Origin of the sequence: Shewanella sp. Scap07 (assembly GCF_013394145.1) — a bacterium.
GTDB lineage: Bacteria > Pseudomonadota > Gammaproteobacteria > Enterobacterales > Shewanellaceae > Shewanella > Shewanella waksmanii.
Genome location: NZ_CP041329.1, coordinates 992570 through 1005051, shown reverse-complemented (window position 1 = coordinate 1005051; position 12482 = coordinate 992570). Strand labels below are relative to the sequence as shown.

Sequence of the window (12482 nt, the reverse complement as noted above, 5' to 3'; positions counted from 1 at the left end):
CCACATTAGTATTTTTACTCCAGAAAATGATACAAATTGTCACACACAGCCAATTCTCTAACTCTACAAAAGTCATCATATTGAATTTTTATTCAACCAATTCGAGTAATTGTTGACAAAAAAGTCAAAGATATTCAAAATGAGCGAGATTTTTGAATAAAGAATAAAAATACTATGCAAGCAAGTAAAAATCAGGATGAATTAGTTAAAACGTTTAAGGCGATTCTCAAAGAGGAGCGATTTGGCTCCCAAAGTGAGATTGTCAATGCGCTACAAAATGAAGGTTATAATAATATTAACCAATCTAAAGTGTCGCGCATGTTAAGCAAGTTCGGCGCAGTCAGGACGCGTAATGCCAAGCAAGAGATGGTGTATTGCTTGCCTGCTGAATTAGGTGTGCCTACTGCTGGTAGCCCATTAAAAAACTTGGTATTAGATGTTGACCACAATCAAAGCATGATCGTGGTACGTACGAGCCCAGGCGCTGCACAATTAATCGCTCGACTGCTCGATTCAATCGGTAAACCAGAAGGAATTTTAGGCACGATTGCCGGTGATGACACCATCTTTATCTGTCCATCAAATATCCAGCAAATCGACAAAACGCTAGAAACGGTTAAATCATTATTCAACTACGCTGACTAAACAACAACCGAGTTAGCACAGTTAACCCCATTAGAAAGAAGCGTAAATACGCTTCTTTTTTTTATCCCGGCAAAATGACGCATACAATATATTGAATCATGTAAACATTCGTGAGACGCTAAATAGCCAAAGTCAAAGCCGTTTTTGGGCTAAGGATGTATCGATGACAAGTAAAATAATTAATATCAATGACGTCTGTTGGGAGTCTTGGCAGCACACCGATCAATATGCCAGCGCACAAAAGCATATCGGCGACGCCGCTGGTTGCGAAAAAATTGGGGTCACAATGGAGAAGCTTGCGCCAGGTAAAACTTCCTCAGTGGCTCACTACCATACCAAAGAAGAGGAACATATTTACGCTATTGAGGGGCAGGCTACACTGCTTATCGACGGTGAACCGCAACTGTTTAAGAAAGGCGACTACATTTGCTTTAAAGCAAACAGCGCTATCGCCCATACACTAAGAAATGACTATGACAGCGAGTTTATCTTCTTAGTAATAGGCAATCGCGATCAGCATGATGTGGTGGTTTATCCCGACAATAATAAAGTGCAAGTCCGCAGCATCGACGAAATTTATGCCAAGCGTCCCACTAACTATTGGGACAGTGATGAGGCATAAAAAAACGCACCTTAAGGTGCGTTTTTTGTGTTTATTGGCTAGCGCTTTCTAAAAAGTCGAGTGATGGGCAGAAAAAGGAAGAACCAGTCAACGCTTGAGTAAAGTGCATTAAATGATCATGGTTTCCTTCACCATCCCCGTGTACCATGCTATGCAGCATTTTTTCAAAGTTGCTGGCATTGTGGCACATAGAAATAAACATCAAACCTTGCTCTTTAACAGAGCCATAAGGCATGCTCTGGCGCAAAATCTCCAATGAATTACCTTGCTCGTCCTTCAGGTTAACCCGCTTAATATGGCTGGTTAATGGCTTATCAGCACTGGCGTATTCAATATTGTCTTGCTTAGTGCGACCGATGATATCTTCTTGCTTTTTAACCGGAAGGCGATTCCATTTACTCAGGTTGTGGGCAAACTTCTGCACATGGATGTAGCTGCCACCTTTAAATGTTGGATCGTTATCTCCGACTAACGCGGTCGTTTGACGCCCATGCCCCTTAGGGTTTTCTGTGCCATCAACAAAGCCAGTAAGATCGCGGTTTTCCAAAAAGCGGAAACCACGCTCTTCATCGACTAACTCGACCAGGCCTTCGAACATCTGACACACTTCATTTGCCACTAAGTGCAAGATGTCAAAGCGATCGCAACGAACGTGCACAAACAGGTCATATTCAAGTGCAGGTGCATCACGGTTATCAACATGCATTGCTGGGAAAGGTTTAAGCTCTAGCGGACGCTGTTGCGGGTAAAGACTATCCCAATAATTTGCCCCTATGGCCACAAAACCATTGAAAGCACTATCGGCATACTGATCTGCCAATTCATGGATATACTGGGCTACATTAGCGACACAAGGACGAAGTTGAGATTCAACATTGTCCTCGGCATTAAACATCAAATAAACGCTGTGTAGGTTCCCTTCTGCACAAATACCTATTTGTTCTCGTGGCATAGCCTGGTTGTCCATCAATTCTCACCTTATGTCTGTCTCATTTTCGGCCATATTATGCGAAACTTTAGCGATTAATAGTATTAACCTAAGCACAAAACTAGCAACTGAAACATCAACTAATCATTAAGATTACCTTTTTTTAATCATTGCAACCAGTCCAATACAATGCTGACCGTCCAAAGCGCAAGATTAGAGTCGATTTTGTTGTTAAAACAATACCAATTGATGACTCGGTGCTGATAGCTGTACCCGCTGCCCAGGTGTCAATTGCAACAACTGGCTTTTAACTTCATAAAACTGTTCAGCTAACTGGACTTGATAATGACAAATATTGCCTAAAAAGCGACGCTCAACAATGACACCTTTACCACACTCGTCAGCTGCGATTTCAATCTGCTGCGGCCGCAGTAATACCATGCCTTCGTAATTAACCGGTTGGCGTAACACTTTGGTGCTGGTCAACAAGCCTAATGGCGTGTTCACTTGATAATCATCTGATACCGACGCTGGTATGTAATTACCGCTACCCAAAAAGTCCGCCACATAACGATCGCACGGATCTGAATACAGCTCCTCAGCAGTCCCATACTGAACGATCGCCCCATCTTTAAATAAAGCTAACTTATCGGCAAAAACAAACGCTTCATCTTTACTGTGGGTAACAAAAATGGCACTGACGCCGCGTGATTTTAGAATTTGACGGATCTCTAACATCATTTCACTACGCACCTTGGCATCAATGTTTGAGAAAGGCTCATCTAACAATAAGAGTTCAGGCTCATAGGCTAATGAGCGTGCAATCGATACACGCTGCTGCTGACCGCCAGATAGTTCATGGGGGTAGCGCTGAGCAAGTCCTTCTAACTTCACTAAACTGAGCATCTCATCGAGGCGAGCTTGGCGTGCGGCATTATCTAATCCTTTGACACCAAAAAGCACGTTGTCAGCCACAGTGAGGTGCGGAAACAGTGCATAGTCTTGAAAAATCATTCCGATGCCACGTTGTTCGCTGGGTCGATGTTCGCTTGGCGATGAGACCAACTCACCATTGATATGTATCTCGCCGGCAGAAACCGCCTGCAAGCCCGCTATCGCACGTAGTAAGGTGGTTTTGCCGCATCCACTGGGGCCTAACAGTGCAGCAATCTCACCCTTTTCTACTTGCAAAGATAACTCTGTCAGCACTCTCTGGCTTTGATAATCGCTTGATACCTTATTAATAGTCAGTGTCGACATAATTTAATGTTGCTCCAAAGAACGGTTGAGATAGATAAGCGGTATGAGACCCACCAATACAATGACGATAGCAGCTAATGCGCCATGTTCAAGTTGCTCGTCAGACACAAACTGGAACACATAAGTGGCGAGATTTTCAAAGCCAACCGGGCGCAACAACAAGGCTGCAGGAAGCTCTTTCATGCACTCAATAAACACTAATAATAACCCAGCAAAAACCCCCTTTCGCAGCAATGGCAGATGAACACGCCACATCAGCATTCTAGGTTTCATCCCCATGGTTATGGCCGCCATATCTAAAGATGGACTCACACGTTTATAGCTGTTCTCAATACTGCCGATAGCTATCGCACTAAAGCGAATACAAAAAGCCGCTATCAAGGCAAACACGCTACCACTTAAGATAAGCCCAGGGCCTCGCTGGTCAAAGTAAGCGTAAATATCATTGATAGCAAAATCTGCATAGGTCAAGGGAACTAAGATACCAATAGCGAGCACCGTGCCAGGCAACGCGTAGCCCGTAGAAGCTAAGCGTGACGGTAACAAATCTTGTTTTCTAGGGCTGCAGCGACGAACAAACATCAGCAGTAACCCCAATGCCACAGTCAGTACGCTGACAATCGCGGCGATATAAAAACTATTCCAACTGTACTGTAGAAACTGACTGTGCCAACTCTGGTCAAAATAGTTTATGGCGTACTGCAACAAAATGATAAACGGTAACAAGAAGGAAAATGTCAGTAGCAGTCCGCAATAGGCGGTTGCCAAAGCCCCTTTTATGCCCTTCAGTTCGTATAGGTCGGCGCGATTAATTTCAGTCTGCTTTTGAAACAGCTTTTGCTTACGTCGAGCAAAGCGCTCGAAACCAATCATAGAAAATACCACTAACAACATAATGGCAGACAACTTAGCTGCAGCTGCTAAGCTACCGTAGCCGAGCCAAGTATCATAAACGGCTGTAGTCAACGTTGGCACCGCAAAGTAGCTTACAGTGGCAAAATCTGCCACGGTTTCCATTGCAACTAATGACGCCCCTACCGCTAATGCCGGACGAGCCATTGGTAAACTCAAACGCCAAAAACTGCGCCAAGGGCCACACCCCATCACTCTCGATGCATGCTGCAAACTGGAAGACTGTTCCATGAATGCGGTTCGTGCCAACAAATAAATATAGGGAAACAACACCAATGCCAGCATCACTGAAGCGCCGCCTAAAGAGCGGACTTCAGGGAAGTAGTAGTCTTGCGGTGACTGCCAGCCAAAAAAACCACGTAAAACTCGTTGAACCGGACCGGCATAATCGAGTAAATCCGTATAGACATAGGCAACCACGTAAGCGGGCATAGCTAAAGGCAGCAGCAATGCCCACTGAAATACTGAGCGACCACGAAAATGGCAACGGGCGACTAACCAAGCCGCTGGAACAGCAACAATTAACGCCCCAATACATACCCAAAGCATGAGCAGTACGGTATTAGAAATATAAGTGGGAAGTACGGTGTTGAAAAGGTGCGAGAAAATCGCTTCATCGGGCACCATCGCTTGAACAATAATGGCCACCAACGGCAAAACCACTAAACCAGCTAACAGGTAGCTAGAGACAGACCAACTGCGGGAGAAACCTAAAATCATCCAATGTTCCAATAAGGGCGATGGCGGCGAGTATGATGTACTAACCTAAATCTAAGCTTAAATAAGAACGATTATAACTCACAATGTCGAATAGGCATTAGGTAAAATCAAAAATAGCCTTCAAAATGAAGGCTATTTTCCCAATTACAGACATTGTTTGCTAGCTTACTAGCAAGTCGTTATAGGTCGAATTTCACTTCGTCTAATAACTTAACTGCAGCTTCATGATATTCAGCCAGCTTAAATACTGGCAGCTTATCCGCTTTGAACTCGCCCCATGAGGCCACTAACTCTGAAGGTGCAACATCAGCTTTAATGGGATACTCAAAGTTAACTTCAGCGTAGGCTTGCTGCGCTTTATCACCAGACAAATACTCCATCAATTTGATAGCATTATCTTTATTTGGTGAATGTTTAGCTAACGCCATACCAGAAACGTTGATATGTGAACCGCGGTTATCTTGGTTAGGGAAGTTAATATACACCGCTTCAGCCCAAGGTACTTGCTTAGGGTCTTGCAACATTTTTCCTAAGTAGTAGCTATTACCGATAGCAATATCACATAAGCCTTCTTTCACCGCTTTAACTTGAGCACGGTCATTACCTTGTGGTTTACGCGCTAAATTACTCTTTAGACCTTGTAACCACGCCTTAGCATCAGCTTCACCGTGATGCGCAATCATCGAGGCCACAAGAGAGATATTGTATGGGTGCTTGCCTGAACGCGTACAAATTTTTCCTTTATACTTAGGATCAGCAAGGTCTTCATAATCAAGATCTAGCTTCCCAAGGCGGTCTTTAGAAGAGTAGACATTACGTACTCGCATCGTCAGCGCGTACCAGTCATTTTCTGGAGAACGATACTCTTGCGGAATATTCGCGCTTAACGCATCACTGGCTACTGGCGCAACTAAGTCCTTATCGGCTAACTCCATTAAACGAGAGAAGTCTGAAGTCAGTACCACATCGGCTGGCGATAAACGCCCTTCACGCATCATACGCTCAGCAATGCCTTTTTTGGAAAATACCACATCAACTTTAATACCCGTTTCTTTGGTAAAGTCCGCCAAAATGGGGTCAATAAGAAATGCTTGACGATATGAGTAAACAGTCAGGTTGTCTGCCGCATTGGCGACTGATGCTGCGCATGCTAATCCTAATACAGCTAGGCCAGTAGTGATCTTCATTCTTGCTCTCCGTACAGCGACAAAGTGGTCGCCTCTGAATAATGATAATTATTATCAATCGCAAAAAAGGATAATAAAACTTCAACATTTGAGCAAGGTTATTGACAAAAAAAACGGCTAAACCACGCAATTTAGCTAAAGCTACATAAGTCGACTAAAATTAACAGCTAACGTCAATCTATCCTTTAGCATTTACTTAAATTATAAGTGTTAGAGGTAGGGCTCACCCAAACAGGTCAGTTATGTTGCTCAAAGTCGCTATTTTAGGGTTACTCATTGTCGCTATCGCTTTAATCGTGCGCATGTGGCTACCTAATGGCCAGACTCAGCGCACAAGACGCGCACGAAAAACGGCTCGAAATGGTAATCAAGATGAGCCGATACCATCACGAAGTGCTTTAGAGCGATTGCCATCTGCCGCTACCAGTAGTCATGCATCAATACACCCATATCACTCTGTGGCGATAGAAAGTGAACAGCAATGCTGCGATGCAGCACAGAAGATAAAAAAGCAGCGGTTTCTTTCCGCTGAAGCTCCGGCGATACCGTTAAAGGAGTGTGACAAGTTAGATTGTCATTGCCACTACCAGCACTTTGAAGACAGGCGACAACCTGACAGCGATCGCCGTAGTGATTATGGCGTGACTCAAGATTTGTATGGCGCTTTTGGCGAGCAAAATCGCCGTATCCACAAAAAAGGCAGACGTAACACCGATTAAGGTTGCGTATCGCGCATTTCCGGATGCCCCGAGAAGCTGCGATACCAAATAGCAACGCTCGGTGCCACATGTTGCCAAGCAATATCACCATGACGAAAGTCTATATAGCTCAACAAACAAGCCAGCATAATGTTGTGGGCCGTTAGTGCTTGAGTACGCTGTTCGCCATGGTGCTCAATATGCTGTAACCCTCGTAATAGCGCTTGCTCAAAACGCGCGGTCCAGAATGGCGAGCGTACCCCCTCTTCTTCACGCATTTGTTCCTGACGTAGACCAACAGCACTATCAAGCAAACCTTTAAGCAATGAAAATTGCGTTTGTTGGTGCCAAGTTGGAGACAAGCCAAACAATGAATGCTCACCAAACTCGCTATCTAAGAACCTGAGTATCACCTCACTATCAAACAGCGCGGCACCATCATTCAAAATTAAGCAGGGAATTTTAGCCAGTGGGTTAGCGGACACAAAAGCTTCATCATTGAGTAGTGGGTTAATGGCTTGTTCTTTGACACCTTCAATAGCGAGATGTCGAATGGCGACACGCACACAGCGAGCATAGGGTGAAGCATCAGAATAATACAGTCGCATAGTGACTCCGTTACCAGTATTTTTCGACAGTGATTTGGCCGGGTTTACGACGTAAATTCTTTTCCAGACCACGTGCTTTTAGTATTTCGGTCACATCGGTTATCATCTGAGGATTACCACACATCATCACTTGCGCATCACGGCTGGTGAGTTGATGCCCCACCGCTTGCTCGAGTGCCCCCGATGTGATGGCATCACTTATTCTTTCAGGCAAAGCACCGTCAACTTTTTCGCGGGTTACTGAAGCGACAAAACTAAATTGCTCACCATATTGTTGCTTTAGTGCTTCAATGTCAGCCAAATAGGCTAAGTCTTGTTGCTGGCGAACGCCGTACACTAAAGCGATATGCGGATAGGTCTGCCATATCGCTGCAGTGCGCAGCATCGATAAAAAAGGCCCTACTGCGGTGCCAGTTGCTAACAGCCATAAACAGCTCTCAGTACTGATAGCGGGCAACTCTTCTAAAGTCATAAAACCTGTGGCCTTTGGCGAGATATCGATTTGGTCACCCACAACCAGTGATTGCAGTTGCGGCGACAGCTGCCCATCTTCCACCGCAATAGCTAACACTTCTAGGAATTCACTTTCTGGGGCATTAACTAAAGAATAGGCGCGCGCAACACGCTTACCATCAATTTGTTGTGACAACTTGATAAACTGACCAGCAATAAATGGGGCAACCTCGGCGTCTAGCTTTAACGAAAATAGGTTGTCATTCCAAACAATTTTTTCTACAACTGTCGCGGTTATCCACATTTAACACCTCACAGGAAAAGGGCAATGATATGAAATTATCATTGCCATTTAGCCCGCTAGAGTCAAGTTAACCTATTAGATTATTGTGTATTATTCTGATGGCTCTGGTGCAGGCTCTTCCGGAGTCGGCATCATACTTTGCCTAAAGTCGAGTAACCCGGCTTGCACAATGGAGTAGGTCTCATCCACACCTAAAGCAATGTCACCTTCGAGCACTTTTAGATTGGTGAGGATCTCTTTTGCTTCGTCAAAGCCTTGATCTATCGCCCCGCCAATCACGTCCATAAAAGAGTCGAGTTGCTCTTCAAATTCCATTCCCGAATTCTGCTGTTGATAAATGCTAAAAAATTGGGTGGCAAAACTCACTATGCGATCAGCCGTGGCTTGTGGAGAAGTATCCACTCCCTCCTCTACCGCCGTTTCAATGGCTCGCTCCCCCATTGTTGGCGCCAACTCTTCGTTTATCGCTTCAATGGCTGCTTTATAGAGCAACCGCATTGGCTCATCGCCAGCACTAAGCTGGGCATCATGCTGCGCAGACAATATCGCAGTATTCATTAATTGCTTACTGGTAGAATGCGCTGTTTTGTTTGATGCGACCTCTGACACTGACTGACCGTGATTAGCACCTGTGTCTGACTTATTTTTTGCAACATTAGATACTTGCGAACCGTGATTATGGACTTCCATAACGACCTCAAATGTTAACTATGGCTATCTCTATATTATCGGCCAAATTTCATACAACATAAGAAGAATTTTACGGTTAGCTGCCTACCGGACACACCACATCAATAAAAAACCGCCACCGCTCACGCCAACTGTTTGATATGATGCGCTATCACTCACAGAAGGATCTAAGCAATGACACGGCTAATGTGTGTATTTTTATTGGGCCTAACACTTATCTCGCCAACGGATGTGATGGCGACTCAAGCAGGTCAAATCATTGTTATTGTGCGCCATGCAGAGAAAATGTCTGATGTTAAGGATCCCGCACTTACCGAGCAAGGGCAGCAGCGTGCACAACATCTGGCCGAGCGCTTATCCCATCTGGTATTTACAACCGCATTAACAACACAGTTTAAACGCACCCAGGCCACCTTGGCGCCCATCATCAATAAGCAAAAGCTTAACCACCTCATTACAGTGGCCAAATCACCTTTAGACGACCACATCCAAGCCGTGGCAAAATTGGCTCGCCAACAGTCGGGTAACGTCATCATTGCCGGTCACTCCAATACCGTGCCACTGATTGTCACGGCCTTAGGCGGCCCGACTTTACCCAGTCTCCCAGAGACTGAATTTAGTAAGTTGTATATCTTGTCTATTACACCAAACAACGAAGTTTCTTTTATAGACGCCGAATATCATTAGTAAATTCACTATACTTAGGTATAATTTCGCATTCGCTAACTTAACGGTTTAATAGCCTTGCAATGTTAGTGATATCTACTATATCTAAAAGTAGATATTATCAGGGAGGGATTAAGTAGTGAGTGACTCTATGTTTGCAAGTGGCAGTAAAAGCACCCCATTATCAGTTAGCTGTAAGAGTTGTGATCGGTTAACCGTGATAGAAGGTGAAAGTGTGTGCTTTAAAAGCGGGGAAATTTTTCGCCTCACGCCTTTGAGCCAAGACTTGAGCCAACTTAACTTGCTTTGTGATAACTGGAAGATCGACGACAGCAAGCAATAACTTTAGTTATTGCTTGCTAACAGCTAGATTATTTATGCAACCATTATCGATGCATATTCTTGTTTAGATAAACTGACATCACGCGTGATACCCGTTAACTCTGTTGAGGGGTTAATTTTTGCTAAGCTCAAGCCGCGAGTTGTCACTCGCAGACCCGATGAAATTTCAAAGTAAACATTCATCAATTCATCATGTTCTAGACCGCGTTTTTTTAGCGTAGCCATAATCGCTAGCCAATCTGTATTGACAACACTCGCCTGACCTTCAATGTTCACTTGTAGGGGAATATTTTTCATCACAATCTCGCTGTGGCTATTTAATAAGCTTAATTATGCAGAATTAACCTGAATAAAGCCTGAATTAGCAACAACGAATTTCAACATTTGCTATAGATCACTATTTTGTACCCGCCATAATCGACTATACAAGCCATTTAGCGCCAATAAATCACTATGGCTGCCACGTTCAACAATATTGCCCTTACTTAGTACAATAATTTGATCCGCATCGACGACCGTTGATAAGCGATGCGCAATCACCAGCGAGGTGTGCCCCTTAGCAACCTCTTTTAGCGCTGTCAGTATGGCTTTTTCAGAGTGTGAATCGAGCGACGAAGTTGCCTCATCAAACACCAAGATAGGTGAGCCTTTTAATATCGCTCTGGCTATCGCAACCCGTTGTTTTTCTCCACCAGAGAGCTTCATACCACGCTCGCCTACTTTAGTATCAGTCCCCTGTGGTAAACGCTTTATAAAGTCTGCTAGGTGAGCCATTTCAATCGCTTGTTGGACCTGCTCGTCGCTGGCATCGGGTCTGCCATAGCGAATATTTTCCAGCAAAGTATCGTTAAACAACACCGTATCTTGCGGGACAATTGCAATAGACTGACGGAGTGCATGTTGGGAAATCTCACTAATATCATGACCATCGATACTGATTTTACCCGCTGCAGTATCGTAAAATCGAAACAGTAATTTCACTATAGTCGACTTGCCTGCCCCACTATCACCAACGATGGCAACCTTTTGTCCTGGTTTCACATCAAAACTAATATCATTAATGATAGGACGCTCATCATATTGGAACCGGACCCCATCAAACTGCAAGTGCCCACGTGTTAATGCCGGTGATGTCGCGTTTGCTTTATCTTCAATTTTAGGCTCGGTATCAAGTAGAGAGAACATTCGCTCAATATTAGCCAACGCCCCCCGGATCTCTCGGTAAACAAAACCAAGAAAATTCAGCGGAATGAACAATTGCATCATAAATGCATTCACTAACACGAAATCACCTATGGTCATTTGACCATCGACCACATTTTTTGCCGCCAGTCCAAGCATCAATGTCATGGCAACAGAAATGATTAAAGCCTGCCCTGCATTGAGGGCAAACAGCGATAACCTATTCTTACGCTTAGCCTGCTCCCAATAGGTGAGTGCTTGATCGTAATGCTTGGCCTCGTAAGCTTCGTTGTTAAAGTACTTCACGGTTTCGTAGTTAAGTAGGCTATCTATTGCGCGAGTATTAGATTGTGAATCCGCTTTGGCTGCTTCACGGACAAATTCAGTGCGCCACTCTGTGGCCACCACCGAAAAAGCGCCATAGGCAAACACCGCTAACAGCGTTATCAGCGCGAATGGCCAGCCATAGTTATAAAACAAGATCCCCACGACTAAGGCTATTTCAATCACCGTAGGCACAATGTTAAATACCATGAAACGCATCAGGAAATTAATGCCACTCGTGCCCCGCTCAATATCCCGTGACAAACCGCCAGTGCGACGCTCTAAATGGAAGGCTAAATCTAATCGGTGTAAGTGCTCAAATACCAACAAACCTAAGCGGCGGATAGCTCGCTCTGTAACGCGGCCAAATAAGGTGTCCCTTACTTCAGAAATAATGGTGTTCAGTAGTCGTAGCGCACCATAGGCAGCCACTAAACCAATGGGAACTGCTAATAGCTTCTCCGGGCCATCACTTAATGAGTCAACCAGATCTTTAAGTACGAATGGCAGTGACACACTGGCGATTTTGGCCACCACAAGACACAGGAGCGCCAACGCAACTCGCGTTTTGAATTCCAGTAAATAAGGCCACAGTAGCTTAAGTACATGCCAGTTTAGTTTGTCGATTGGGCCATCAAAATACAAAGAGGGGCGCATAGCGAATTCCGAACAACTGCTTGAATGACTTAATATAAATCATTTTTGTATTGATAGCTCTCACTATACGTCATTAAAGCGTAATCGTAGAGATTTACACTATTTGTGTGATTTTATTCGGTACAAAATCGAGTTTTTTGCTACACTCGCAGCATTACTATCAGAAAGTAACGCTAAAGTTGCAAAAAATGGTAAGTTTAATAGTAGCAAAGTCTAGTTAATCGGCTTTACTGTTATCTAAAGAAAAAGAATTTGATACTCTTGAACCGTCTGTTCAATCACTA

General features: G+C 44.2%; 13 protein-coding genes. 4 read left to right on the top strand and 9 right to left on the bottom strand.

The annotated features are described in order from the left end of the window. The first annotated feature begins 174 nt into the window (after nt 1–174). Nucleotides 175–645 carry a transcriptional regulator ArgR gene (gene argR / locus FLM48_RS04350; protein ID WP_028772562.1) on the top strand — a complete coding sequence of 157 codons (471 nt, stop codon included), beginning with the start codon at nt 175–177 and terminating at the stop codon, nt 643–645. 163 nt (nt 646–808) lie between these two features. Further along, nucleotides 809–1267 (top strand): cupin domain-containing protein, encoded by a 459-nt coding sequence (locus FLM48_RS04345; protein ID WP_179023717.1) that lies wholly within the window; start codon nt 809–811, stop codon nt 1265–1267. Nucleotides 1268–1298: 31 nt separating this feature from the next. Here the strand turns inward: FLM48_RS04345 and FLM48_RS04340 are convergent, their stop codons facing one another. The 4 genes from FLM48_RS04340 to FLM48_RS04325 all read right to left on the bottom strand — a co-directional run bounded on the left by FLM48_RS04340 (nt 1299) and on the right by FLM48_RS04325 (nt 6274). Then, on the bottom strand, nt 1299–2234 hold the full coding sequence (locus tag FLM48_RS04340; protein ID WP_179023715.1) for a Dyp-type peroxidase: 936 nt from the start codon (nt 2232–2234) through the stop codon (nt 1299–1301). Between the two features lie 192 nt (nt 2235–2426). Beyond that, nucleotides 2427–3455: an ABC transporter ATP-binding protein gene (locus tag FLM48_RS04335; protein ID WP_037470689.1), complete on the bottom strand. Its 1029-nt coding sequence runs from the start codon at nt 3453–3455 to the stop codon at nt 2427–2429. A gap of 3 nt (nt 3456–3458) precedes the next feature. Then, nucleotides 3459–5087, bottom strand: a complete 1629-nt coding sequence (locus tag FLM48_RS04330; protein ID WP_179023713.1) for an iron ABC transporter permease — start codon at nt 5085–5087, stop codon at nt 3459–3461. 179 nt (nt 5088–5266) lie between these two features. Beyond that, nucleotides 5267–6274, bottom strand: a complete 1008-nt coding sequence (locus FLM48_RS04325) for a Fe(3+) ABC transporter substrate-binding protein (protein WP_179023711.1) — start codon at nt 6272–6274, stop codon at nt 5267–5269. Nucleotides 6275–6516: 242 nt separating this feature from the next. On the opposite strand from FLM48_RS04325, the gene FLM48_RS04320 reads away from it, so the two are divergent. Beyond that, nucleotides 6517–6993 (top strand): hypothetical protein, encoded by a 477-nt coding sequence (locus FLM48_RS04320; protein ID WP_179023709.1) that lies wholly within the window; start codon nt 6517–6519, stop codon nt 6991–6993. Here FLM48_RS04320 and FLM48_RS04315 read toward each other — a convergent pair. From FLM48_RS04315 to FLM48_RS04305, 3 genes are all read right to left on the bottom strand, one after another. Beyond that, a complete protein-coding gene (locus FLM48_RS04315) occupies nt 6990–7580 on the bottom strand; it encodes a glutathione S-transferase (protein WP_179023708.1) in 591 nt (196 codons plus the stop codon). The genes FLM48_RS04320 and FLM48_RS04315 overlap by 4 nt on opposite strands. A gap of 10 nt (nt 7581–7590) precedes the next feature. Beyond that, nucleotides 7591–8337: a ferredoxin--NADP reductase gene (locus FLM48_RS04310; RefSeq protein WP_179023706.1), complete on the bottom strand. Its 747-nt coding sequence runs from the start codon at nt 8335–8337 to the stop codon at nt 7591–7593. A 90-nt stretch (nt 8338–8427) separates the two neighbouring features. Beyond that, a complete protein-coding gene (locus FLM48_RS04305; RefSeq protein ID WP_179023704.1) occupies nt 8428–9027 on the bottom strand; it encodes a DUF5610 domain-containing protein in 600 nt (199 codons plus the stop codon). A gap of 174 nt (nt 9028–9201) precedes the next feature. Here FLM48_RS04305 and FLM48_RS04300 point away from each other — a divergent pair, with 174 nt between their 5' ends. Continuing rightward, nucleotides 9202–9714, top strand: coding sequence for a phosphoglycerate mutase family protein (locus FLM48_RS04300; protein WP_179023702.1), 513 nt, complete (start codon nt 9202–9204; stop codon nt 9712–9714). Nucleotides 9715–10068: 354 nt separating this feature from the next. Here FLM48_RS04300 and FLM48_RS04295 read toward each other — a convergent pair whose 3' ends face one another. Next, nucleotides 10069–10332 (bottom strand): hypothetical protein, encoded by a 264-nt coding sequence (locus FLM48_RS04295; RefSeq protein WP_028772553.1) that lies wholly within the window; start codon nt 10330–10332, stop codon nt 10069–10071. Nucleotides 10333–10422: 90 nt separating this feature from the next. Next, nucleotides 10423–12198 (bottom strand): ABC transporter ATP-binding protein/permease, encoded by a 1776-nt coding sequence (locus FLM48_RS04290; RefSeq protein ID WP_179023700.1) that lies wholly within the window; start codon nt 12196–12198, stop codon nt 10423–10425. Nucleotides 12199–12482: the final 284 nt, after the last annotated feature.